Source organism: Pseudonocardia bannensis (assembly GCF_012911875.1).
Classification (GTDB): Bacteria; Actinomycetota; Actinomycetes; order Mycobacteriales; family Pseudonocardiaceae; genus Pseudonocardia; species Pseudonocardia bannensis.
Genome location: NZ_JAAXKZ010000073.1, coordinates 1 through 23,595 on the forward strand (window position 1 = coordinate 1; position 23,595 = coordinate 23,595).

Annotated in this window: 22 protein-coding genes; 6 read left to right on the forward strand and 16 right to left on the reverse strand. The window is 73.2% G+C overall.

The window, feature by feature from the left end; genetic code table 11:
* The 5 genes from HF519_RS18610 to thyX all read right to left on the reverse strand — a co-directional run.
* The coding region (locus HF519_RS18610) for a DNA translocase FtsK 4TM domain-containing protein (protein ID WP_312860195.1) at positions 1-779 on the reverse strand (779 nt) is incomplete at its 3' end.
* A gap of 458 nt (positions 780-1,237) precedes the next feature.
* Entirely contained in the window at positions 1,238-2,911 is a 1,674-nt protein-coding gene (locus HF519_RS18615) for a ribonuclease J (protein WP_169414267.1), read from the reverse strand.
* Between the two features lie 116 nt (positions 2,912-3,027).
* The gene (gene dapA, locus HF519_RS18620) at positions 3,028-4,047 is read right to left on the reverse strand and encodes a 4-hydroxy-tetrahydrodipicolinate synthase (protein ID WP_169414246.1); all 1,020 of its coding nucleotides are present in this window, start codon (positions 4,045-4,047) and stop codon (positions 3,028-3,030) included.
* 416 nt (positions 4,048-4,463) lie between these two features.
* Entirely contained in the window at positions 4,464-5,090 is a 627-nt protein-coding gene (locus tag HF519_RS18625; protein WP_169414247.1) for a TIGR03085 family metal-binding protein, read from the reverse strand.
* Positions 5,091-5,204: 114 nt separating this feature from the next.
* Positions 5,205-5,957 carry an FAD-dependent thymidylate synthase gene (thyX, locus tag HF519_RS18630; RefSeq protein ID WP_169414248.1) on the reverse strand — a complete coding sequence of 251 codons (753 nt, stop codon included), beginning with the start codon at positions 5,955-5,957 and terminating at the stop codon, positions 5,205-5,207.
* 88 nt (positions 5,958-6,045) lie between these two features.
* Between thyX and HF519_RS18635 the strand changes: the two genes are divergently transcribed.
* Together HF519_RS18635 and HF519_RS18640 are read left to right on the forward strand one after the other, a co-directional pair.
* Entirely contained in the window at positions 6,046-6,564 is a 519-nt protein-coding gene (locus HF519_RS18635) for a toxin-antitoxin system HicB family antitoxin (protein WP_169414249.1), read from the forward strand.
* Positions 6,565-6,569: 5 nt separating this feature from the next.
* Positions 6,570-7,514 carry a DUF4097 family beta strand repeat-containing protein gene (locus tag HF519_RS18640; protein WP_169414250.1) on the forward strand — a complete coding sequence of 315 codons (945 nt, stop codon included), beginning with the start codon at positions 6,570-6,572 and terminating at the stop codon, positions 7,512-7,514.
* A gap of 115 nt (positions 7,515-7,629) precedes the next feature.
* On the opposite strand, the gene HF519_RS18645 is transcribed toward HF519_RS18640, so the two are convergent.
* Positions 7,630-8,862, reverse strand: a complete 1,233-nt coding sequence (locus tag HF519_RS18645; RefSeq protein ID WP_312860196.1) for a winged helix-turn-helix domain-containing protein — start codon at positions 8,860-8,862, stop codon at positions 7,630-7,632.
* A gap of 46 nt (positions 8,863-8,908) precedes the next feature.
* A complete protein-coding gene (locus HF519_RS18650) occupies positions 8,909-9,868 on the reverse strand; it encodes an EamA family transporter (protein ID WP_312860197.1) in 960 nt (319 codons plus the stop codon).
* 173 nt (positions 9,869-10,041) lie between these two features.
* Here HF519_RS18650 and HF519_RS18655 point away from each other — a divergent pair, with 173 nt between their 5' ends.
* A complete protein-coding gene (locus HF519_RS18655) occupies positions 10,042-10,572 on the forward strand; it encodes a GNAT family N-acetyltransferase (RefSeq protein ID WP_169414251.1) in 531 nt (176 codons plus the stop codon).
* Here HF519_RS18655 and dapB read toward each other — a convergent pair.
* A complete protein-coding gene (gene dapB / locus HF519_RS18660; protein ID WP_312860198.1) occupies positions 10,569-11,342 on the reverse strand; it encodes a 4-hydroxy-tetrahydrodipicolinate reductase in 774 nt (257 codons plus the stop codon). The genes HF519_RS18655 and dapB overlap by 4 nt on opposite strands.
* Before the next feature lie 125 nt (positions 11,343-11,467).
* On the opposite strand from dapB, the gene HF519_RS18665 reads away from it, so the two are divergent.
* Positions 11,468-11,854: an ArsR/SmtB family transcription factor gene (locus HF519_RS18665; protein WP_169414252.1), complete on the forward strand. Its 387-nt coding sequence runs from the start codon at positions 11,468-11,470 to the stop codon at positions 11,852-11,854.
* 12 nt (positions 11,855-11,866) lie between these two features.
* On the opposite strand, the gene HF519_RS18670 is transcribed toward HF519_RS18665, so the two are convergent.
* From HF519_RS18670 to HF519_RS18705, 8 genes are all read right to left on the reverse strand, one after another.
* Positions 11,867-12,346, reverse strand: a complete 480-nt coding sequence (locus HF519_RS18670) for a DUF456 domain-containing protein (protein ID WP_169414253.1) — start codon at positions 12,344-12,346, stop codon at positions 11,867-11,869.
* 63 nt (positions 12,347-12,409) lie between these two features.
* Positions 12,410-13,747 (reverse strand): M16 family metallopeptidase, encoded by a 1,338-nt coding sequence (locus HF519_RS18675; RefSeq protein ID WP_169414254.1) that lies wholly within the window; start codon positions 13,745-13,747, stop codon positions 12,410-12,412.
* The gene (locus HF519_RS18680) at positions 13,744-16,005 is read right to left on the reverse strand and encodes a polyribonucleotide nucleotidyltransferase (RefSeq protein WP_169414255.1); all 2,262 of its coding nucleotides are present in this window, start codon (positions 16,003-16,005) and stop codon (positions 13,744-13,746) included. The genes HF519_RS18675 and HF519_RS18680 overlap by 4 nt, the downstream gene beginning before the upstream one ends.
* A gap of 241 nt (positions 16,006-16,246) precedes the next feature.
* Positions 16,247-16,516: a 30S ribosomal protein S15 gene (gene rpsO, locus HF519_RS18685; protein WP_169414256.1), complete on the reverse strand. Its 270-nt coding sequence runs from the start codon at positions 16,514-16,516 to the stop codon at positions 16,247-16,249.
* A gap of 301 nt (positions 16,517-16,817) precedes the next feature.
* On the reverse strand, positions 16,818-17,540 hold the full coding sequence (locus HF519_RS18690) for a helix-turn-helix domain-containing protein (protein WP_169414257.1): 723 nt from the start codon (positions 17,538-17,540) through the stop codon (positions 16,818-16,820).
* Positions 17,541-17,628: 88 nt separating this feature from the next.
* Positions 17,629-18,552: a bifunctional riboflavin kinase/FAD synthetase gene (locus HF519_RS18695; protein WP_169414258.1), complete on the reverse strand. Its 924-nt coding sequence runs from the start codon at positions 18,550-18,552 to the stop codon at positions 17,629-17,631.
* Positions 18,553-18,634: 82 nt separating this feature from the next.
* Positions 18,635-19,516: a tRNA pseudouridine(55) synthase TruB gene (truB, locus tag HF519_RS18700; protein WP_312860199.1), complete on the reverse strand. Its 882-nt coding sequence runs from the start codon at positions 19,514-19,516 to the stop codon at positions 18,635-18,637.
* Positions 19,517-19,670: 154 nt separating this feature from the next.
* Positions 19,671-20,330: a response regulator transcription factor gene (locus HF519_RS18705; protein WP_169414259.1), complete on the reverse strand. Its 660-nt coding sequence runs from the start codon at positions 20,328-20,330 to the stop codon at positions 19,671-19,673.
* Positions 20,331-20,463: 133 nt separating this feature from the next.
* On the opposite strand from HF519_RS18705, the gene HF519_RS18710 reads away from it, so the two are divergent.
* Together HF519_RS18710 and HF519_RS18715 are read left to right on the forward strand one after the other, a co-directional pair.
* A complete protein-coding gene (locus HF519_RS18710; protein WP_169414260.1) occupies positions 20,464-21,951 on the forward strand; it encodes a cation:dicarboxylate symporter family transporter in 1,488 nt (495 codons plus the stop codon).
* A 12-nt stretch (positions 21,952-21,963) separates the two neighbouring features.
* Positions 21,964-23,592: an ATP-binding protein gene (locus HF519_RS18715; RefSeq protein ID WP_169414261.1), complete on the forward strand. Its 1,629-nt coding sequence runs from the start codon at positions 21,964-21,966 to the stop codon at positions 23,590-23,592.
* The last annotated feature ends 3 nt before the right edge of the window (positions 23,593-23,595 follow it).

The window sequence follows — 23,595 nt, forward strand, 5'->3', positions numbered from 1 at the left end:
GTCTTCGCGCGGGGCTTACGGGCCGGCTCGGGGGCTCCGGCGGGCTCCTCGACGGCCTCCGGGCTCTCGGCGTGCTCACCGTCGCCTTCGGCGTCGGTGGCGCGCGCGGACTGCCGGCGCCGCGACGGGCGGCGCAGCGGCACCGGCGGGGAGTCGGCGGCGAGATCGTCCTCGCCGTCGGCGTACTCGTCCTCGTCCTCGTCGAAGTCGTCGGTGTCGGAGTCGAGCGGGGGCTGCCCGAGCAGCCGGCGCACCCGGTCCGGCACCGCGCGCACCGGCGTCGCGGTGAGCACCAGGAACGCGTAGCCGGACAGCAGGACGAGCACCGGCACCGCGACCCACTCGGTCAGTCCGCTGGCCAGCGGGGTACCGCCCAGGTAACCGATCGCGCCGCCGCCCTCCGACCACTGCGCGGGGTCGTTCGGTGATCCGGAGAACAGGTGCACCAGGCCCAGCACACCGATCAGGAGCAGCAGCGTGCCCACCGCGATCCGCGGCCGGGCCTCCGGGTGCGCCTCGGTGGTCATCAGCACCACGCCGACTCCGAGCAGCACGACCGGCAGCAGCACCCCGGCGACCCCGACGATCGATCCGACCACGGCCGACAGGCCGTGGCCGACCGGGCCGCCCGCGCCCCACCACGCCCCGGCGGCGACGATCACGGCGAGCACGATGAACCCGACGCCCATGCCGTCGCGCCGGTGCGCGGGGTCGATCTCGCGGGTGCGACCGGCCGCCCGGCCGGCGCGCCGGCCCAGTTTCACCACGCCGCGGCCCACGGCGTCGATCCCGCGGTCGATCAGGTCCGGCCCACGCTGGGGCGGCGGCTTGCGCGCGGCGGGCTTGCGCTTCGTGGCCGGGCGGCGGGCCGCGGAGCCCGATCGGCCCGAGGACCTCGATCGCGACGCGGACGTGGATCGGGACGAACCGGACGCCCGCGTCGACCGCGAAGCGGCGTTCCTGCCCCCGGTCCCGCCGCCGGTCGTCGAGCGTCCTGCCATGGCGCACACGGTAACCCCGACGAGCTACCCATTTCGGTTCCGACGCACCCCCCGCGGCCCGGAGTGGCGTCTGCCGCAGCAGCCCGCGGTCCCGTGGCCGCGTGCAGCAGGCGGCAGCCCACGCACCCGTCGTAGCACCGGCGCTCGCGTTCGGGCGCGCGCCGCCGGCCCATCGCGGTCAGGGGCGGTGCGGCGTCAGGGGTGGGCGGTGTGCGGACCGCCCACCCCTGGACGGCTCAGACCGCGATCACCGTCGGGACGATCATCGGCCGGCGCCGGTAGGTCTCGCCGACCCACTTGCCGACCACGCGCCGCACCGACTGCGCGATCCGGTGCGTGTCGGTGATGCCCTCGTTCTCGGTGCGGGACAGCTCGTCCTCGATCATCGGCAGGACCGCGTCGAGTGCCTTCGGATCGTCGGAGAACCCGCGGCCGGACACCGTCGGCCGGGACACCGCTCGGCCGGTGGTCGCGTCCACCGCGACGTTGATCGCGATGAATCCGCCTTCGCCGAGCATCAGCCGGTCGCCCAGCGTCGTCTCACCGATGTCCCCGACCGCGAGCCCGTCGACGTAGACCCGGCCCACCTCGACCCGGCCGGTGATCGACGCCTTGCCGTCGACCAGGTCGACCACCACGCCGTCCTCGGCCAGCACGACCGCATCCTCGGGCACCCCGGTCTGCACGGCCAGCTTCGCGTTGGCCCGCAGGTGACGCCACTCGCCGTGCACCGGCATGACGTTGCTCGGGCGCACCGCGTTGTACAGGAACAGCAGCTCACCCGCCGGGGAGTGCCCCGAGACGTGGACCTTGGCGTTGCCCTGGTGCACCACCGTGGCGCCCAGCCGGGTCAACCCGTTGATCACCGCGAAGACCGAGGTCTCGTTGCCGGGGATCAGCGAGCTGGCCAGGATGATCGTGTCCTCCGGCCGGATGCGCACCGACCGGTGGTCGCCGCGCGCCATCCTCGACAGCGCCGAGAGCGGCTCGCCCTGCGACCCCGTCGAGACCAGCACGAGCTCGCCGTCGGGCAGTTCCATGGCCTCGTCGAGCTCGACGAGCAGGCCGTCGGGCACCTTGAGCAGGCCGAGCTCGACGGCGATGCCCATGTTGCGCACCATCGACCGCCCGACCAGGCACACCTTGCGGCCGTGGTGGGCCGCGGCGTCCATCACCTGCTGCACCCGGTGCACGTGGCTGGCGAAGCAGGCCACGATGATCCGGCCCGTCGCCCCGTGGAAGAGCCCCTCGATGACCGGGCCGATCTCCCGCTCGGGGGTGACGAAGCCCGGTACATCGGCGTTCGTGGAGTCGACCAGGAACAGGTCGACCCCCTCGTCGCCGAGCCGGGAGAAACCGGCCAGGTCGGTCAGCCGGCCGTCCAAGGGGAGCTGGTCGAGCTTGATGTCCCCGGTGTGCAGCACCAGCCCCGCCGGGGTACGGACGGCGACGGCCAGCGCATCGGGGATCGAATGGTTGACCGCGAAGTACTCGCAGTCCCACGTCCCGTGCCGCAGCCGCGCACCCTCCGCCACCTCGAGCAGGTGCGGGGTGAGTCGGTGCTCCTTGCACTTGGCCGCGACCAGCGCGAGCGTGAACCGGGAGCCGACGACCAGCAGGTCGGGGCGCTGGCGCAGCAGGAACGGCACCGCGCCGATGTGGTCCTCGTGGCCGTGGGTGAGCACCAGCGCGTCGATGTCGTCGAGCCGGTCCTCGATGGCGCGGAAGTCCGGCAGGATCAGGTCGACACCGGGCGAGTCCTCGGCCGGGAACAACACCCCGCAGTCGACGACCAGCAACCGGCCCTCGTACTCGAAGACGGTCATGTTGCGGCCGATCTCACCGATGCCACCCAGGGCGAACACCCGCAACCCCCCGGCCGGAAGCGGCGGTGGCGGGCCGGCGGGCAGTTCGGCGCGGTTGGCGTCGTCCGGGTTGCCGACGTCGACCTGGCGGCCGTTGTCGCGTCGGGGCGAACGGGATCGCCGGTCGGACCGGGATCGATCGGACCGTACAGGTGGCCTGCTCACCGGTAGGCGACCTCCGCCCCGAGATCGACGGTCGCGCGGGCGCCCAGCGCTCCGTGCCCGTGCCCGTGCCCGTGCCCGTGCTCCAAGCGTTCGCGCATGGCCGGGTCGAGGGCGATGCCCGCGGCGGCCAGGTCGGCGGCGATCGCGGTCACCTGGTCCTCGGTGGCCGGGGGCAGCGGGAGCCGTGGATCACCGACGTCCAGGCCGCGCAGGCGCATCGCCGTCTTGGCGAACACGGCGCCACCGACCCGGCCCATCGCCCGGATCACCGGCAGGTAGGCGAAGTGCAACGCTCGGGCCCGGTCGACCTCGCCGGCTTCGTAGGCGTTCAGCATCGCCCGCAGCCGGTCGGCCACCACGTGCCCGATCACGCTGACGAAACCGACCGCGCCGACCGACAGCCACGGCAGGTTCACCGGGTCGTCGCCCGAGTAGTAGGCCAGCGTGGTCGTGGCCAACACCTCGGTGCCCACCCGGAGGTCGTTGCGGGCGTCCTTCACCGCGACGATCCGGGGGTGCTCGGCGAGCCGCTGCAGCGTCTCCACCTCGATCGGGATGACGCTGCGCGGAGGGATGTCGTAGAGCATCACCGGCAGGTCCGTGGCGTCGGCGACCGCGGTGAAATGCAGCACCAGCCCGGACTGCGGCGGCCGCGAATAGTACGGCGTCACCACGAGCAGGCCGTGCGCGCCCGCCTTCTCCGCCTCACGTGCGAGGTGGACACTGTGCGCTGTGTCGTAGGTGCCGGCGCCGGCCACGACGGTCGCCCGGTCCCCCACTGCGTTGACCACCGCACGCACCAACTCGGACTTCTCCGCGTCGGTGGTCGTCGGCCCTTCGCCGGTCGTGCCGTTGACGACCAGGCCGTCGTTGCCGAGATCGACCAGGTGCGTGGCGAGCTCCTCCGCTTTCGCCAGGTCAAGGGCTCCGTCGGCATCGAAGGGCGTGACCATCGCGGTCAGCACCTGGCCGAACGGGCGGCCCGGTGGCCGCGGCAGAGAAGGGGTCGGGCTCATGGGTGTTGACGGTACCGCCCACGGGTCAGCACGTGGTGCTCCGTGTCCGGCCGGCTGCACCGAACTCGAGGCGGAGCGCGTCGGCGCGGGGGATGACAACCGCTGTTCCGGTCTCCGGTGTCCAGCCTTCGGGCAGGAAGAAGTACCCCATCGGAACTGCGCAGGCTCGCGACCACGGAGGTTCCTCAGGCAACAACCCCCTCAAGCCAAGAGCGAGAAGCGCAGCACGTGAAGCGCAGGTTGCGTAGTGGCCTACTCCATGGCCATCGACAAACGTGAGGCCCGCCGAGATGAATGGTCGAGGGATCCACGGCACAGCGCGAAGACACGGCACAGCGCGAAGACACTGTGTTGCCTGCGAGAACGATCTCGGCGCCGAAAGCGCGCAGGGGCTCCTCGCGCGCCGGGACCGGGACTCAGAGTCCCCGATCCGCTGATCGGTAGGCCTCGACGTCAACCGGGGCGCCCTCGAGTTCGACGTGCGCGGCACGGCGCCCGAAGGCGTGCAGCACCAGTTCGGCCGGCTCCCCTACCACGGTGACCAGGCCGGGCCCGGTGCGCACCACCTGCTGGGTGCCGTCCGGGCGGCGCAGCACGAGGCCGACCGGGCTGCGCCGGAACAGCACCCGGCCCATGCGGGCGAGCAGGCTCCACAGCTCGGCGTCGCGCTCCGGGTCGGGGTCGCGCGGCTTCCAGCCGGGCTCGCCGCGCCGCACGTCCTCGTGGTGCACGAAGAACTCGGCGCCGTTGGCGAACTCGTCGACCTTGCCGACCCGGTAGGGCGACCATGCCGGCGGACCACCACGCAGCTCGTCGATCATGCTCTGCCACGGGGTGTCGGCGTAGCCGTGCATGGCCCGCTCGGTGACCGGCGCCAGCGCCGGGACCAGGATGCCCGGCGCCGCCCACGGCTGGCGCTCGCGGACCAGGAGATGGGCCAACAGGTCCCTGGTGGTCCAGCCCTCGCAGAGGGTCGGCCGGTCCGGGCCGGACCGCTCGAGCTCGTCACTGATCGCCGCGCGTTCGGACACTGCCAGGCTCATGGGGTCAAACTACCGGCGGGTGTGCTTCGCCGCTGGCGAGCGGCGCTCCGCTACCCCCCGGTGCCGGTGCTCGGGCGCTCCGCTACCCCTCGGTGCCGGTGCTCGGGCGCTCCGCTACCCCTCGGTCACGAACGGGCTCGAGGCGATCTCGGTGCCGTCCTCCAGCGCCGCGATCTCGAAGTCGTTGAACACGTTCGGCACCTCGCGCTGCAACTGGCGCAGACACTCGATCGCCAGGGCGCGGATCTCCACGTCGGCGTGCTCGGTGGCACGCATCGCGATGAAGTGCCGCCAGGCGCGGTAGTTGCCGGTGACCACGATCCGGGTCTCGGTGGCGTTGGGCAGGATCGCCCGCGCGGCCTGCCGGGCCTGCTTGCGGCGCAGCGTCGCGTTCGGCACGTCGGCGAAGCGCTTCTCCAGCCCCGCCAGCAGCTCCTCGTAGGCCTTGACCGACGCGTCGGCCGCCTCGAGGAACAGCGCGTGCAGCTCGGGGTCGGCGGCGATGACCTCGGGCTCGACCATCGCCGCGTTGCGCTCGGGCACGTACCGCTGCGACAGCTGCGAGTACGAGAAGTGCCGGTGCCGGATCAGCTCGTGGGTGAGCGAGCGGGAGATCCCGGTGAGATAGAAGCTCACGGTGCCGTGCTCGAGCACCGAGAGGTGGCCGACCTCGAGGATGTGGCGCAGATAGCCGGCGTTGGTGGCGGTGGCCGGGTTGGGCTTGCCCCACGACTGGTAGCAGGCCCGGCCGGCGAACTCGGCGAGCGCCTGACCGCCGTCGGCGTCGGTGCTCCAGGGCACGTCGGCCGGGGGGAAGAACTCGGTCTTGGCGACCAGCTGCACGGTCAGAGGCACGGTCTCCGGCATGCGGGCAGCGTAACCGGGAGCTCCGACAGACCGCCGATGGCGCCATCCAGGCCTTGTGTGACATCACATATGACGCCATAGTGGCGTCATGGATGTCAGTCAGTACGTCGCGCGGCTGCGCGAGGACCTGTCCTCGGCCGCGGCCGCGGGAGACGAGCAGACCCGTCGGACCGCCGCGTTGCTCGGTGCCGCGATCGAGCCGGCCGCCCGGCTGGCGATCATGAACGCCCTCGCCGACCTCGCCGCCGAGGTGACGGCGGCGCTGGGTGACCGCGTCGTCGAGGTGCGGCTGGACGGGCGCGACGTGCGGGTCGCGGTCAGCCCGGACGCGTCCGCCGAGCACGAGGCCCCCGAACCGCAGCCGACCTTCACCCCTCCTACGGGCGGCCCGGACGCCGGGGACATCAGCCGGATCACGCTGCGGCTGGTCGAGCAGATCAAGAGCCAGGCCGAGCAGGCCGCGGCCGCGCAGGGCGTCTCTCTCAACTCGTGGGTGGCGCAGGCCGTGCAGGGGGCGCTGTCGGGCAAGCAGGGCAAGCGCGGACATCGCGGTGAGTGGGGCCGCGGAGACGACGGACGCCGCGTGCGCGGCTGGGTGCAGGGGTGATGGCGATGAGCGACACGCGCGAGGCCGAGACGGGCGAGCCGGGTCCCGAGCTGGTCCGGCAGCAGAGCTGGCCGGCCACCGGGCCGGCCGAGCTGGAGGTGTCGATCGACGTCGGGCGGGTGCAGCTGAACCTGACCGGGACCGACGAGGTGCACGTCGAGGTCCGACACGAGCCGGCCGCGGGGAACAGCTGGACGCAAGGGATTTCCGGCCTGCTGGGCTGGCTCGGCAACGCCGCCGCCGGGCCGGGGGACGCGTTCGGCGCGGCCCAGCCCGACCTGGCCACCGAGGCGGTCCGGGCCGCGGAGATCACCTGGTCGGAGACCGGCCGGCGGCTGGTGGTCCGATCGGCGACCGACCTGCCGCTGCGCATGGTGCCGCTCGCCGTGACCGTCAGCGCCCCTTCCCGGTCCCGGATCGCCGTGCGTACCGGGGCCGGTGACGTCACCGTGACCGGGCAGGCCGGGTGGGCGTCCGTGCGCACCGGCTCGGGCGACGCGCGCCTGGAGGAGGTCGCGGGCGACCTCGACGTCACCACCGGGTCCGGCGAGGTGGACCTCGGACCGGTCACCGGCCGGGCCCGGGTGCGCACCGGTTCCGGGCGGATCGCGATGGCCGCCCTCGGCGGCCCGAGCGAGATCAAGGCCGGCAGCGGCGACGTCCGCCTCGGCGAGGTCGCGGCCGACCTGGGCGTGCGCACGGGCTCCGGTGAGGTCACGGTGGCGGATGCCGTGTCGGGCAGGCTGGACCTCACCACAGGGTCGGGGGGCCTGCGGATCGGGGTGCATCCCGGGGTGGCCGCCGAGCTCGACCTCTCGTCGGGGTCGGGCCGGGCCCGCAGCGACCTCGATGTCACCTCGGTTGCACCGGAGCAGGCACCGGCCCTGCACGTGCGCGGGCGGACGGGTACCGGCGACGTGCTGGTGACCCGGGCGGCCATCGCGGTCTGACGCCCTCCGCTGCGGCCGCCGCTCACCGTCCACCACCGAGATCGACGCCAGAACGGTCCGATCATGACTCCGACCAGCCCGGTGTCGATCTCGGCGGCTCCGCGGTCCGCGGGGCTCAGCGCAGCGCGGCGGCGAGCGGTGCGGCCAGGTCGCCGCGCTCGCCGACGACCACCCCGTCGAGCTCCAGCCAGCCGGCCATGAGCCGCAGTTCCGCGGCCAGCTCGGCGGCGACCCGGGCCACGTCGGCATGCGGTTCGGCGAACGCTCCGGGCACCCGCAGCACCCCCGCCGCCCGGTCGGCCTTGAGGTCGACCCGGGCGACGAGGGCGTCGTCGAGCAGGAACGGGAACACGTAGTAGCCGTACTCCCGCTGCGGTTCCGGCACGTAGATCTCGACGCGGTAGCGGAAGCCGAAGAGCCGCTCGGTGCGATCCCGGTCCCAGACCAGCGGGTCGAACGGGCAGAGCAGCGCCCGGGCGCAGATCCGCCGCGGCGTGCGGGCGGCCGGACACCGGTAGGCCGGGTGGCGCCAGCCGCGGACGGTGACCGGCTCCAGCTCCCCCGCCTCCACCAGTTCGGCGACGGCCTGGCGGCTGCGGGCGGGGCCGAGCCGGTAGTAGTCGCGCAGGTCGGGCTCGGTCGCGATGCCCAGCGCCGAGGCCGCCCTGGCGATCAGGCCCCGAGCGGCCTTCTCGGGGTCGACCGGTGCTGCGCCGAGCACCTCCGGCGGCAGCACCCGCTCCGTGAGGTCGTAGAGCCGCTGGAAGTTGACCCGCCGGCCGGTGGTGAGCTCCCCCGTCCCGAACAGCCACTCACAGATGCGCTTGACGTCGGAGCGCTCCCACCACGAGACCCCCGGCGGCCGCGGGCGCCCGGGCCCGCCCAGCACGGACTCCAGCGTTCCTGCGCCGACCGGGCCCAGTTCCTTCACCGCAGCCAGAACGTCGTCGACCAGGCCGGGCTCGCGCTCGGCCAGTACCGAGTAGTTCCGCCACCAGCCGCGCCGCTTCGCCCCCGACAGCAGCAGCGGCCAGTCGGCCACCGGCAGCAGGCTCGCCTCGTGCGCCCAGTACTCGACGAGCAGCCGCGGCCGCCGCGCCGAGTGCGCCCACGCGGCGTCGTCGACGAGCGCCCGGTCGTAGCCGCCGAGCCGGCTGAACAGCGGCATGTAGTGCGCTCTCACGGCCACGTTGACCGAGTCGAGCTGCAGCAGCCGGGTCCGGCCCAGGGTGCGCACCACGTGCCGGCGGGTGATCGCCCCTGTTGGGCGCGCCTCGGCGAAGCCCTGCGCCGCGAGCACCGTGCGCCGGGCGACGGCGGGACCGATCACCACGGGCGTGCGCGTCACGCCCCGGATGTTGCCAGCCACCCCCGACAGCCGCCGGACGAGCGGTTCACACGGGCGGGACCGGAGGCCGGCGGATCCGTTCCGCGGCGATCACCAGGACCACGGCGAGCAACACGATGGCTCCGCCGACCAGCTGCGTGAGCGAGAACCGCTCCCCCACCAGCAGCACCCCGAGCAGCACCGCGATCACCGGGTTGACGTAGGCGTAGGTCGCCACCGTCGAGACCGGGAGCACGGACAGCGCGTAGGCGTACGCACTGAACGCACCGCCCGAGACGATCACCGCCAGGTAGATCCAGGCTCCCCACGCCACCGGCGAGACCGTGCCGACGTCGAGCCGGTCGCCCGTGCCCAGGCTGACCGCGAGCAGGATCACGCCGCCGGCCAGCATCTGCGCCGCCGCCAGCGCGAACGGGTTGGGCGGGACCGGCAGCCGGGCGGTCGCGAAGGTGCCGCAGGCCCAGCCCAGCGCGGCCAGCAACACCAGCCACGGACCCCACCACGCGCTGCCCACGACGCCGCCCGAACCCCCGGACGGCCCGGCCAGCAGCAGCACCGCGAGCCCGACCATGCCGACGCCGACCCCGAGCAGGGTGGCCCGGCGCGGCCGGTCCCCGGTCAGCGCCCGCAGCAGCACGATGTAGAGCGGCACCGACGCGATGAGCAGCGCCGCCAGCCCGGACGCGACGTGCTGCTGCCCGAGGGTGACCAGCCCGTTGCCCCAGGCCGGCAGCAGGAGCCCGGACAGCAGCGCGGTGCCGATCTGGTTGCGCGTCATCCGGAAGGCCCGCGGCCCCCGGACCAGCAGCACGATGGTCGCGAGCAGCAGCCCGCCGACCAGGAACCGGAATCCGCCCGACATCAGCGGCGGGACGTCGGTGATGATCAGCCTGTTGGCCAGGTAGGTCGAGCCCCACAGCACGTAGACGACGCCGAGCGCGGCCCAGGCCATCCCGACGCCCGCCGCGCGGGCGTCCGACGGGGCGGTATCGCGGATCTGCGTCACGACGACACGTTGTCATGGCGACATCGTGGGCGCGAGGGTCTGCTCCGCCACTGCCGCGGCGCGGACGGGCTCTCGATCGGTGCGATGAGCCGGATCCCGCTGCTCGACCGGCCGCACGGCCGGGTGCGTCAGCCCCGCGAGCCGCCTCCGGGGCCGTCCGGTATGCATGCCGCATGGCCATCGCCGCGGTCCGAGCCGCAGTCGCGCAGGACGTCGACGAGATCGTCCGGATCCAGGTGGGCACCTGGCGGACCGCCTACGCCGAGATCGTCCCGACCGCGGCGATCGAGCAGCTCACCGGGCCGGAGGCGCGCCGGGCCTGGGCGGCCGCCGTCGACGCCGGCGAGGGCTTCCACGTCCTGGTGGCCACCGAGGGCGAATGGACGGTGGGATTCTGCGCGGCCGCGCACTACACCGGCGGCGACACCGCGGGGCTCGCCGAGATCAGCACGCTGCTGGTCGAGCCGCGCTGGGGGCGCCGCGGGCACGGCGGGCGGCTGTTCGCCGCCGCCGCCACCGCGTTGCGTGCCGGCGGTGCCGAGCGCGGCCAGGCCTGGGTGCCCGAGGTGGACGCGGCGTCCCGGAAGTTCTACGCGCGCGTGGGCTGGGAGGCCGACGGAGCCGCACGCATCCTCGACACCGGCGACGGGATCCTGCGCGAGGTCCGCGTCTCCGGGCCGCTGGACGTGACGCTGCGCGATTAGTCCAGGCCGAGCAGCGGTTCGAGCCCGACGGTCAGCCCCGGCCGCCCGCGCACCGCCCGCACTGCCATCAGCACGCCCGGCATGAACGAACCGCGGTTCATCGAGTCGTGACGGATCGTCAGCGTCTCGCCCTCGGTTCCGAGGATGACCTCCTGGTGCGCGACGAGGCCAGGCAGCCGCACCGAGTGCACCCGGACGCCGTCGACGTCGGCGCCGCGGGCACCGGGGAGCTCCTGGGTGGTCGCGTCGGGCACCGGTCCGGCACCCGCCTCGGCGCGGGCCGCGGCCACCAGCGAGGCCGTGTGCGCGGCCGTGCCGGACGGGGCGTCGACCTTGCCGGCGTGGTGCAGCTCGATCACCTCGACGGAGTCGAAGAACCGCGCCGCCTGCCGGGCGAAGTGCATGGACAGCACCGCGCCGACGCCGAAGTTGGGGGCGACGAGCACGCCCACGTCCGGCTTGTGCTCCAGCCAGCCGCGCACGGTGGCGAGCTTGGCCTCGTCGAACCCACTTGTCCCGACCACGCAGGCGATGTCGTGGTCGATGCAGAACCGGATGTTGTCCATCACCGCGTCGGGGCGGGTGAAGTCGACGACGACCTGCGCGCCGGCGTCGGCCACGTTGAACAGCCAGTCCCCCTCGTCGACCATCGCGACGAGATCGAGGTCGTCGGCGTTCTGCACCGCCTTGCACACCTCGACGCCCATCCGTCCCCGGGCGCCCAGCACGGCCACCCGGATCGGCTCGCCGTTGTCGACCGACTCGCTCACCCGTACACCTCCACGTTCGCGTGCAACGCTGCGCAGCCTAGATGAGCGCTTCGCAGCCCCCGGCCGGGCGCGATGATCAACCTTGTTGTTGACGGCCCTCCGGGCCCCACCCTACGTTCAACGACATGATTGAACGAAGCGCGGTGCCGGGACCCGAGCATCTGGACCGCGTGTTCCGCGCCCTCGCCCACCCGGCGCGGCGCGACATGCTGGCCCGGTTGTCCACGGCACCCCATTCGGTCGGCGATCTCGCCGCCCCCTATGCCATGTCGCTGGCCGCCGCATCCAAGCACGTCCAGACGTTGGAGGGGGCCGGACTGGTGCAGCGGACCGTGGAGGGCCGCACCCACATGTGCCGGCTCGATCCGGCACCACTGGCCGCCGTCCACGAGTGGATCGGGCCGTACGAGCGATTCTGGTCCGACCCCTCCGGCTCACTCGCGGCGATGTTCCGCCCCTCCGGGAACGAGCTCACACCCGACACCGGGCAGGTACCGTGGCCCACCCCGTGACCCGCCCCGTGCTCAGCCGACCGCCAGCCCCGCGATCCACACCGCGGTGGCCATCAGCGCCGAGGCCAGCTCGATGAGGATGCTCCACCCCACCGCGCTCAGCGCGCGGCGGGCGGAGGGCCAGGCGGCGGCACGGTCGTCGAGACGGGCGAGTTCGGCGAGATACACGCCCAGTACGAAGCCGAGGAACAGCCCGACGACCGGGACGACGAAGAAGCCGACGACACCGAGCACGGCACCGGCCGCGATCGTCCGGCCGGGCACACCCGAGTCGCGCAACCGGCGTCCGGGCAGCAGGTACTTCGCGACGGTGCCGATCGCCAGGATCGCGGCGGCGGCACCCAGCACCGTCCACCCGACCGCGTCACCCCGCGGGACCGCCCACACGGCGATACCGGCGAGCACCAGCAGCGGGCCGGGCAGTACCGGCACGACGATCCCCACCAGGCCGATCAGGACCAGCACGCCCGCGACGACCGTCTCCACCGTCATGGGCTCGGAGTATCCCGTGCGGCACCTGACGCACCGCGCCCGCGACCCGACAGCCGGGTCTGATCAGGCCAGGTCGCGCAGCGCGGCGGGCAGGTCGTCCTCGTCGTCGTAGGGTCCGACGACGGCCGCGGTCAGCGGCGCCGCGAACAGCTCGGCGGCCACCGCCGCCACGTCCTCGCCGGTCACGGCGGAGATCCGCTCCAGGCTCTCGGTGATGCTGCGCTGCCGGCCGTGGTCGAGCTCGGAGCGCCCGAGCCGGTTCATCCGGGACGAGGTGTCCTCCAGCCCGAGTACGAGTCCACCGCGCATCGAACCCTGGGCCCGGGCCAGCTCGGCCGGCGTCAGCCCGTCGGCGGCCACCCCGGCGAGCACGTCGCGGGCAACGCCCACGACCTCGCCGAGGCGCTCCGGGGCGCAGCCGGCGTAGACCGACAGGCTCCCGGCGTCGGCGTAGGTGGCGATCGACGAGTACACCGAGTACGCGAGCCCGCGCTGCTCGCGGACCTGCTGGAACAGCCGCGAGCTCAGCCCGCCGCCGAGCGCGGTGTTGAGCACGGCCAGCGCGGTGCGCCGCGGGTCGTGGCGGTCGAGTGCGGGAACGCCCAGCAACAGGTGTGCCTGCTCGGTGTCCTCGGTGTGCAGGGCCAGCCGCGGGCCGGCACCCGGGGTGAACCGCGTCCCGGCCGTCCGCGGCGGCACCGGGCGCGCATCGGCCCCCGCGCGCTCGGCGGCTCGCGCCAGCGCCGTGCCGACCAGGTCCACGACATGGTTGTGCGCCAGGTTCCCCGCCGCGGCGACGATCATCCGCGGCGTCGTGTACTCGCCGCGCCAGAACTCGTAGAGGGTCTCCCGGCTCATCCCGCGGATCGACTCCTCGGAGCCGATCACCGGGCGGCCCAGGGGGTGGTCGCCGAACAGCGTCGCGTCGAACAGCTCGCCGAGCAGGTCCTCGGGGTCGTCGTCGCGCATCGCGATCTCCTCGAGCACCACCCCGCGCTCGAGCTCGACGTCGGTGTGCGCGAGCTGCGCATCCGTCACCACGTCGGCCAGCACGTCGACGGCCAGGGGGAGGTCGGTGTCGAGCACGTGCGCGTAGTAGCAGGTGTGCTCCTTCGCGGTGAACGCGTTCAGCTCACCACCTACCGCGTCCATCTCCTCCGCGATGCCGGCCGCGGTGCGCCGCGCGGTGCCCTTGAACAGCAGGTGCTCCAGGTAGTGCGCGGCGCCGGCCTGCTCGGACGTCTCGTCCCGGGAACCGATCGCGATCCAGATCCCCAGCGACACCGAGCGCACCCCGGGGACCGTCTCGGTGACGACGCGGACACCACCGGGCAGATCGGTACGAGAAACGCCGGGGGCGGGAGCAGCAGCTCCCGCCCCCGGCGTCACGAGCGATGTCAACTCGACGTGACCTCGTCGGCCTCGGCGGAAGCATCGTCAGCGGAACCCTCGGCCGGCGCCTCGGGCGCGGGCGTGGCGCCCTCGTCCGAGACCGGCAGCAGGCTGATCTTGCCGCGGTTGTCGATGTCGGAGACCTCGACGCGGATCTTGTCACCGACCTTGACGACGTCCTCGACCTTGCCGATGCGCTTGCCGTTGCCCAGCTTCGAGATGTGCACCAGGCCGTCCTTGCCCGGCACGAGCGAGACGAAGGCACCGAACGCCGCGGTCTTGACCACGGTGCCCAGGAACCGCTCGCCGATCTTCGGCAGCTGCGGGTTCGCGATCGCGTTGATCAGGTCGATCGCCGCCTCCGCGGACGGGCCGTCGGCCGCACCGACGTAGATCGTGCCGTCGTCCTCGATCGAGATGTCGGCACCGGTCTGCTCGGTGATCGAGTTGATCATCTTGCCCTTCGGGCCGATGACCTCGCCGATCTTGTCCACCGGGACCTTGATCGCGGTGACCCGCGGGGCGTAGGCACTCATCTCGTCGGGGCGGTCGATCGCCTCCCCGATCACCTCGAGGATCGTCATCCGGGCGTCCTTGGCCTGCGACAGCGCAGCCGTGAGGACCTCCGACGGGATGCCGTCGAGCTTGGTGTCGAGCTGCAGCGCGGTCACGAAGTCCGGGGTGCCGGCGACCTTGAAGTCCATGTCGCCGAACGCGTCCTCGGCGCCCAGGATGTCGGTCAGCGCCACGTACTGGGTCGCGCCGTCGACCTCGTCGGACACCAGGCCCATCGCGATGCCCGCAACCGGCGCCTTGAGCGGCACGCCGGCGTTGAACAGCGACATCGTCGACGCGCAGACCGAACCCATCGACGTCGAGCCGTTGGAGCCCAGCGCCTCGGACACCTGCCGGATCGCGTAGGGGAACTCCTCGCGGGTCGGCAGCACCGGGAGCAGCGCCCGCTCCGCCAGCGCGCCGTGGCCGATCTCGCGGCGCTTCGGCGAGCCCACCCGGCCGGTCTCACCGGTCGAGTAGGGCGGGAAGTTGTAGTGGTGCAGGTAGCGCTTGTGCGTCTCCGGACCGAGCGAGTCGATCTGCTGCTCCATCCGGAGCATGTTCAGCGTGGTGACGCCCATGATCTGGGTCTCGCCGCGCTCGAACAGCGCCGAGCCGTGCGCCCGCGGGACGACCTCGACCTCGGCCGACAGGGGCCGGATGTCGGTCAGGCCGCGGCCGTCGATACGGACCTTGTCGCGCAGGATCCGCTGGCGGACCAGCTTCTTGGTCAGCGACCGGAACGCGGCGCCGAGCTCCTTCTCGCGGCCCTCGAACCGCGGGGCGAGCTGCTCGACGACCTTCGCCTTGAGCTCGTCGAGGCGGGACTCGCGCTCCTGCTTGCCCGGGATGGTCAGGGCCTGCGCCAGGTCGGCCGAGACCAGCTCGGAGACCAGCTCGAACACGTCGGACTGGTAGGCCGGGTAGGTCGGGAAGTCGCCCGTCGGCTTGGCGGCCGCGTCGGCCAGCTGCTGCTGAGCGACGGCAAGGGTGCGGATGAACGGCTTCGCCGCCTCCAGGCCCGCCGCGACGACCTGCTCGGTCGGCGCGTCCGCACCGTCGGCGACCAGGCCGACCGTGTGCTCGGTGGCCTCGGCCTCGACCATCATGATCGCGACGTCGTCACCGACGACGCGACCCGCGACGACCATGTCGAACACGGCGCGTCCGAGCTGCTCGTGGGTCGGGAACGCGACCCACTGGCCGTCGATCAGCGCGACGCGGACGCCGCCGATGGGGCCGGAGAAGGGCAGCCCGGCGAGCTGGGTCGACGCCGAGGCGGCGTTGATGGCCAGCGCGTCGTACGGGTCCTGCGGGTGCAGCGACATGACCGTGACCACGATCTGGATCTCGTTGCGCAGGCCGTCGACGAACGACGGGCGCAGCGGCCGGTCGATGAGCCGGCAGGTCAGGATCGCATCGGTGCCCGGGCGGCCCTCGCGACGGAAGAACGAGCCGGGGATACGGCCCGCGGCGTACATCCGCTCCTCGACGTCGACGGTGAGCGGGAAGAAGTCGAAGTGCTCCTTCGGCTGCTTGGACGCCGTGGTGGCGGACAGCAGCATGGTCTCGTCGTCGAGGTACGCGACGACGGAACCGGCAGCCTGACGTGCGAGCCGGCCGGTCTCGAACCGGACCGTCCGGGTACCGAAACTGCCGTTGTCGATGACGGCAGTGGTCTCGTGCACGTCGCTCTGAATGGGATCGGTCATGAAGTGGCTGTCTCCTCAGGGAGTGCGCACACGGGCCACCATCATGGGTCGGATCCTCGGCGGAGCCGGTCTTCGATCGAAGCCCTCGGGCGGCCGCATACTGGAGCGGCGGGCCCGGGAGCCACTACCGAGGACCGGCGGATCGTCCTCCGGCGCGGTGGCGCAGGTGCTGGTTGGAGTTGTGCCCCGGCTCCGGGGCGGCGATCACGTGACGATCACGCCACCCCGGCGCCGGAGTGGATCAGCGGCGCAGGCCGAGGCGCTCGATCAGGGACCGGTAGCGCGCGATGTCGACCTGGGCCAGGTACTTGAGCAGCCGGCGGCGACGGCCGACCATGAGCAGCAGACCGCGGCGCGAGTGGTGGTCGTGCTTGTGCTGCTTGAGGTGCTCGGTCAGGTCGATGATCCGCTTGGTCAGCAGCGCGACCTGCGCCTCGGGCGAACCGGTGTCGCCCTCGTGGACCCCGTAGGTGTCCAGGATGGTCTTCTTCTGAGCGGCGTCCAATGCCACGGGTGGTGCTCCTCGTTCGTCTGTGCCGTGTGGTCCACGCCCGGGCGGACACCCCGTCGTCTTCCCCGGGGGCCCGCGGGGGCGGGTGCAACGGGCCGGCCACCACGGACCGCAGCCGTACCCAGTACGTCAGGTTACCAGTGCTCAGCGGGCCGCCGCCTCCGGCCCGCCCGGGCCCGCAGTGATCACCTGCTACGCGACGGCACCCGGTTCACGCCGGTGTGGCGGGGCGCCGGCCGCCGCGGGGACGGCGCTCACCGGGACGATCCCGGCCGGTGCACACGGCGGCGGGAGATCCGCGTCATCGCGCGACCGGCCGACCGGCCGCCCGCCGGAGCAGATCGGCCAACTCGGGGAACGCCGGGTCCAGGGCCGCGGCCGCGGCGACGAGACGCGACGGTCCGGCGACGGCCCGCAGGGCCTCGGCGGCGCTGCGAGGTCCGTGCTGCACCCCCGACGGCGGACGGGGAACCGGCGGTGCCACCGACCGGTTGCCGGTGCGGGGCCGGTGCCCGGCCAGGCGTGTCGGTCCGGCCGGGCGCCCCGGCACCACGTCGTGACCGCGGTGCCGGATCGGATCGGCGTCCGGGCGCAGGGGTGCCGGGGCCACCGCGCCGTGGCCGCGGTGCCGGACCGGGCCTTCGTCCGGGTCCGGATGCGCCGCCCCGGCGGCGAGCCGGGCGTGCGGCCGGACCGGGACCGCCCACTGCAGCTGCGCGGCACGCACCTCGGCGAGCAGCGCGTCGAGGGCCTCGGCATCCGGTGGGGTGGCCGTGTGCGGGCACCGTTCGTCCAGCAGCATCAGGCGGGCCAGCACCGCCGGGTCACCGATCTTGACCCGGCGCGCGCTGACCAACTGGCTGAGCATCGCCGGGCTGATCCCGAGCGTCCCGGCCAACCGGGCCTGCGTGATCCCGAGCAGTCCGGTCAGCCGGTGCACCCGATCGCCCAGCGGGGCGCCGTACAGCTCGCGCTGCCGCTCGCGGTTGGCCGCGGTCTGCGCCGCCGGCCGGTCCCTCGCCATGACGGCATGCTCGCAGCCCGGGCACCCGCCGCGGGCCGGAATCGGGAAACCCGTCCCGGGCCCGGCCGCCCGCCACCCCGGGCGGCCGTCAGCCGAGCAGCTCCCGGGTGCGCGCCACGTCGCGGTGCATCTGCTCGATCAACGCCTCGATGTCGTCGTAGCGCTCCTGCCCGCGCAGCCGGTGCTCGAAGTCGACCGACACCTCGTGGCCGTAGAAGTCCTCGTCGACGTCGAGCACGTACGCCTCGACCGTGCGCTCGCGCCCGGAGAACGTCGGGTTGGTACCCACCGAGATCGCCGCCGGGAGCAGCCGCCCGCTGTGCACGAACCGCCCGGCGTAGACGCCGTCGGCGGGCAACGCGCTGAACGGCGCGCAGGCCACGTTCGCGGTCGGGAAGCCGAGCTCGCGGCCGCGGCGGTCGCCGTGCACGACGACGCCGTCGATGCGGTGCGGGCGGCCCAGTGCGGCGGCCGCGACCGCCACATCCCCGGCGTCGATGCAGGCCCGGATGTAGGTCGAGGAGAACGTCACCCCGTCGTCGGTGATCAGCTCGAGTCCCTCGACGGCGAACCCGAAGCGCTCCCCCAACTTGGTGAGGGTCTTGAGGTCACCGGCCGCGCGATGGCCGAACCGGAAGTTGTCGCCGACCACGACGGTCGCGGCGTGCAGCCGGTCCACGAGCACCTCGTGGGCGAACTCGGCCGGATCCATCCGGGACAGCTCCGCGGTGAACGGCAGCACGCAGAACGCGTCGACGCCCAGCTCGGCCACGAGGTCGGCCCGTCGGCTCAGGCTGGTCAACCGGGCCGGATGGCTGCCCGGTCGGACGAGTTCGGCGGGATGCGGGTCGAAGGTGACCACGACGCTCGGGAGGCCGCGCTCCCGCCCCCGGGCCACCGCTCGGCCGATCAGCTGTTGGTGGCCGCGATGGACCCCGTCGAACACCCCGACGGTCACCACGCTGCGGCCCCAGCCGGTCGGCACGGCTTCGAGTCCACGCCAGCGTTGCACGGGGCGGAGCCTACGGAACCGCGTGCCGGGCCCACCGGGCGAGCCCTGCACAGCCGCCCCGGCCGACGTACCGGACGGCATCTCAGCCACCTGCCGGGGCCAGCACGACGAGCGAGCGAGCGGCCCCGTCGCGCTCCCCGACCAGGCCGATCACGCGCCCGTCCGGGCCGAAGACGCCGTAGGTCCCGCCGAGCCCGGCGGCCGGCAGCGGCTTGCCGTGCGACAGATCGGTGGCCAGGACCTGGTCGACGTCGCGGCGCGGGAACGCCACCGCGACCGCCTCGTCCAGCGGCAGCGACAGCTCGGGCGCGGCCTCGAGGCCGGACAGAGTGCGTGCGTGGGCCAGCGTGAACGGACCGACCCGGGTGCGCCGCAGCGCCGTCAGGTGGCCGCCCACGCCGAGCCCGGCGCCGAGATCACGGGCCAGCGCGCGGACGTAGGTTCCCGACGAGCACTCCACCTCGACGTCGAGATCGACGACGCCGTCGCCGCGGCGCACGGCGAGCAGGTCGAACGCCGAGACCGTGACCGGCCGCGCCGGCAGCACCACGTCCTCCCCGGCCCGCACTCGCGCGTACGCGCGCTTGCCGTCGATCTTGATGGCGCTCACGGAGCTGGGCACCTGCTCGATCGCCCCGGTCAGGGCGGCCATCCCGGCGTGGACGGCCTCCTCGGCGAGCCCGTCGGCTGAAGCCGTGGTCACGATCTCACCCTCGGCGTCGTCGGTCGTGGTGGCGACGCCGAGCCGGATCGTCGCCGTGTAGGCCTTGGTGTCCAGGGCGAGATGGCCGAGCAGCTTGGTGCCGCGCTCCACCCCGCAGACCAGGACCCCGGTCGCCATCGGGTCCAGGGTGCCGGCGTGGCCGATCTTGCGGGTGCGCAGGATGCGGCGCAGCCGGGCCACCACGTCGTGCGAGGTGAACCCGCCCGGCTTGTCGACGATCACGAGTCCAGGTGGGGGCACGCCTCCCGATCCTGCCGCATGCCCGCACGGCGTCGGCAATCGCTCCGGCAAGCTCCGCTCAGCGCCGACATTCGCTCCGGCAAGCTCCGCTCAGCGCCGACGATCGCTCCGGCAAGCTCCGCTCAGCGCCGACGATCGCTCCGGCAAGCTCCGCTCAGCGCGCGAGCCGGTATCCCACCCCCCGCACCGTGACCACGACCTCCGGCCGGCCCAGCTTGGCGCGCAGCGAACCGATGTGGGCCTCCAGCGTGCGCTCGGCGCTGGGATCGACCACACCCCAGACCTCGTCGAGCAACTCGCCGCGACTGGCCACCGCGCCCTCCCGGCGGGCCAGCGCGGCCAGCAGGTCGAACTCCTTGCGCGCCAGCGTCACCGGCTCCCCGGCCACCGACACCGCACGGCGGGCCAGGTCCACCTCGACGTCGCCCGCGGAGACCGCCGGCGCGACCCCCAGCCCCCGGGTGCGCCGCAGCACGGCGTCGATCCGGGCCAGCAGCTCCTCGACGAGGAACGGCTTGACGATGTAGTCGTCGGCCCCGCTGCGCAGGCCGCTGACCCGCGCCGACACCGCCCCCCGGCCGGTCACCGCGAGGATCGGCACCCGCGAGATCTCCCGGATGCCACGGCAGACACCGAGGCCGTCGCGGTCGGGAAGCCCCATGTCCAGCAGCACGACGTCGGGTTCGGCCTCCGCGACGGCGGCGAGCGCCGCCGAGCCGCTGGTCACGTGCTGCACCCGGAACCCTCCGGAGACGAGGGCGCGGCGCAACGCGTCGCCGACCGCCTCGTCGTCCTCCACGAGCAGGGCACGCACCGCTTCCCTCCGTTTCGTCGGGTTCCCGTCCGGGCAGAACCCTCAAGAGCTGCTCAATTATGGTCGCCCCGCGGTCGACATGAACGAGATCACGTTCCTACCGTCCCTGCGACCGATGTCGAGGAGGACGACCATGGCCCAGGCCGTGACCACCGGTACCGCCCCACCCCCGGGGACGAAGCGCAAAAGGGTGTACACCCAGCTCTGGTTCTGGGTGCTCGTCGGCATCACCGCCGGCATCGTCTTCGGACTGGTGGCGCCCGACGCGGCCAAGGGCGCCAAGTGGCTGGCCGACGGCTTCGTCCAGATGATCAAGGTGATCGTCGGCCCCGTCATCTTCTGCACGGTCGTCGTGGGCATCGCGTCGATCGGCAACCTCGCCCGTGCCGGCGGACTCGCGCTCCGGGCGCTGTTCTACTTCCTGATCGCGACGGTCGTCGCGCTCACCATCGGCCTCGTCGCGGCGAACGTCTTCGCGCCGGGCGCGGGCTTCCAGGGGACCCCGTCGGCCGCGGACCTCGCCCGGGCCGCCGAGCAGGTCGAGAGCGGCGCCGAGTCCGAGAAGAGCGGCCTGGTCGGTTTCCTGCTCGACGACGTCCTCCCGACCAGCTTCCTGGGCCCGTTCGTCGACAACGAGGTCCTCCGCGTGCTGGTACTGGCGATCCTCACCGCCTGCTCGGTGTCGATGCTCGCGCCGGCGCTGCGCCAGCGGGTGGTCGGCTCGATCGACACGATCGCCAAGGTCATCTTCGGCATCATCAAGCTGATCATGTGGGCCGCGCCGGTCGCCGCGTTCGGCGGCATGGCCTACACCGTCGCCGCGTTCGGCGCGGGGTCGCTGACCAACCTCCTGAAGCTGATGGGCGTCTTCTGGGGTACCTGCCTGCTCTTCATCGTGGTCGTGCTCGGATCGGTGTCCGCCTGGGCCGGGTTCAACATCTTCAAGGTCGTCCGGCTGATCAAGGACGAGCTGCTGATCATCCTCGGCACCTCGTCGTCGGAGTCGGTGCTGCCGCGGCTGCTCACGAAGCTGGAGGCCGCGGGTGCGTCCAAGCAGACCGTCGGCATGGTCATCCCGACCGGCTACTCGTTCAACCTCGACGGCACCTGCATCTACCTGACCCTGGGCGCGCTGTTCATCATCCAGGCGGGTGGCGAGACGCTGCCGATCGGCGTGCAGATCGGCCTGGCCCTGCTCATGGTGCTGACGTCGAAGGGCGCGGCGGGCATCACCGGCGCCGGCCTGGTCACGCTGTCGGCCTCGCTGCAGGCCTTCGGCGGCGAGTTCTTCACCGCGGAGGCGATCGCCGTCGGCATCGCGGTGATCATCGGCATCGACCGCGTGATGAGCGAGGGCCGGGCGCTGACCAACTGCATCGGCAACGTCGTCGCGACCCTGGTCATCGCACGCTGGAACGGCGAGCTCGACCGCGAGCGGCTCGCGGCGGTGCTCGACGACCCGTCGCTGGTCGAGGCGGACATGGAACTGCACCACGGCAGCGGTCAGGCCGCCGAGTCGGACGCCACAGCCGGCACGAACGCCGAGGTCGACGCGGGGGTGCCCGTGGACCGGACCATCGAGCGCACGCCGGAACCGGCCGGGGCGGCGTCCCGCTCCTGAGACAATGGCGCGGTGCCCCGCCGACGTGGATCCCGGCTCGTCCGGCAGCTGCTCCTGCTGCAGATCGTGACGGTGCTGGTGACCGTCGGCGGGGTCACCGCGCTCGAGGTGTTCGGCGCCCAGCAGGCGGCCCGCAGCAGCACCGGCGCCCTCACCCTCGCCACGGCACAGGCGATGGCGGCCAACCCCGACGTCGCCGCCGCGCTGCGCGGCGACGACCCGTCGGCGGTGCTGCAGCCCCTCGCGCAGCGCGTGCAGCTCAACACCGGCACCGCGTTCGTTGTGATCATGAGCCCGGACGGGATCCGGTACAGCCATGCCGACCCCGCCCGGATCGGCGAGCGCTACATCGGCACGATCGCCCCAGCCGCAGCCGGGACGGCACTGACCGAGCTCTACACCGGCACCCTCGGGCCGTCGGTCCGCTCGGTCGTGCCGGTGTTCGCCGACGGCCGCGTGGTCGGCCTGGTCTCGGTCGGCCAGCTCGAGGAAAAGATCGGCGATCAGGTGCTGCATCAGCTCCCCGCGATCCTGGGTGCCTCGGTCGCGGCAATCGGACTCGGCGGGGTACTGGCCTGGCTGCTGGCCCGCCGGGTCCGCCGCCAGACTCTGGGCCTGGAGCCCGAGGAGATCGCCGCCGCCTACGCCCACCACGACGCGGTGCTGCACGCCGTTCGCGAGGGCCTGCTCGTGGTCGACGCCGACGGCCGGGTGGTGGTGGTCAACGCCGAGGCCCGGCGGCTGCTCGGCCTCGCGGGTGACGCCCCCGTCGAGGGGCGCACGCTCACCGATCTCGACGTCGACGCCGGCCTGCGGGCCGTCGTGGGTGAACCCACCGACGTGCGCGACGTCCTCGCGCTCGCCGGGGAACGGGTGCTGCTCGTCAGCCGCACCGCGGCCGGTCCCGCCGCCGGAGGCACCCGCGTGGTCACCCTGCGCGACCGGACGGAGCTGGCCGACGTCGTCCGACAGCGCGACGACGCCCGCGGCCGGGCACAGGCGATGGCCGGGCAGGCCCACGAGTTCGCCAACCGGATGCAGACCGTGCTGACGCTCGTCCAACTCGGCAGCATCGACGACGCACTGCGGGCCGGTTCGGCCGCCGTGCAGCGGGCGCGCGGACCCGCCGAGGAGCTCATCGAGCCGGTCGGCAACCCGGTACTGGCAGCGGTGCTCGCAGACAAGGCGTGGGCCGCGTCCGAGCGCGGCGTCGAACTACGGGTGATCGACGAGGGCACCGAGCCCGACGGTCCCTGGGAGCCGGACGACCTGGTCACCCTGCTCGGCAACCTGATCGACAACGCGCTCGACGCGGTGGCGTCCACCGGTCGCACCGGCGAGGTGCAGGTCCAGCTTTCCGACGGCGCCGAGCTGGTCATCGAGGTCCGCGACACCGGGCCGGGGATCCCGGCCGACGCCATGCAGGACGTGTTCGCCTACGGCTGGTCGACCAAATCGGCGGCACCGGACCGTCCCCGCGGCATCGGCCTCGCGCTCGTCTCCCGGGTCGCCCGCCGCCTGGGCGGCTCGATCACCGTCGCCGCAGCCACCCCCGGCACCGTGTTCACGGTCCGCCTCCCGCGTCCCGTCCCGGCGTCACCCGCCCCCACCGTTGTCACGAACGGCACTTTCGATCAATAGGTG

What these genes read in the sequence shown, in the direction of transcription:
- dapA (WP_169414246.1), bottom strand. Translation starts at nt 4,047, where the DNA reads ATGAGCCCGACCCCTTCTCTGCCGCGGCCACCGGGCCGCCCGTTCGGC.
- HF519_RS18625 (WP_169414247.1), bottom strand. Translation starts at nt 5,090, where the DNA reads ATGAGCCTGGCAGTGTCCGAACGCGCGGCGATCAGTGACGAGCTCGAG.
- thyX (WP_169414248.1), bottom strand. Translation starts at nt 5,957, where the DNA reads ATGCCGGAGACCGTGCCTCTGACCGTGCAGCTGGTCGCCAAGACCGAG.
- HF519_RS18635 (WP_169414249.1), top strand. Translation starts at nt 6,046, where the DNA reads ATGGATGTCAGTCAGTACGTCGCGCGGCTGCGCGAGGACCTGTCCTCG.
- HF519_RS18640 (WP_169414250.1), top strand. Translation starts at nt 6,570, where the DNA reads ATGAGCGACACGCGCGAGGCCGAGACGGGCGAGCCGGGTCCCGAGCTG.
- HF519_RS18655 (WP_169414251.1), top strand. Translation starts at nt 10,042, where the DNA reads ATGGCCATCGCCGCGGTCCGAGCCGCAGTCGCGCAGGACGTCGACGAG.
- HF519_RS18665 (WP_169414252.1), top strand. Translation starts at nt 11,468, where the DNA reads ATGATTGAACGAAGCGCGGTGCCGGGACCCGAGCATCTGGACCGCGTG.
- HF519_RS18670 (WP_169414253.1), bottom strand. Translation starts at nt 12,346, where the DNA reads ATGACGGTGGAGACGGTCGTCGCGGGCGTGCTGGTCCTGATCGGCCTG.
- HF519_RS18680 (WP_169414255.1), bottom strand. Translation starts at nt 16,005, where the DNA reads ATGACCGATCCCATTCAGAGCGACGTGCACGAGACCACTGCCGTCATC.
- HF519_RS18690 (WP_169414257.1), bottom strand. Translation starts at nt 17,540, where the DNA reads ATGGCGAGGGACCGGCCGGCGGCGCAGACCGCGGCCAACCGCGAGCGG.
- HF519_RS18710 (WP_169414260.1), top strand. Translation starts at nt 20,464, where the DNA reads ATGGCCCAGGCCGTGACCACCGGTACCGCCCCACCCCCGGGGACGAAG.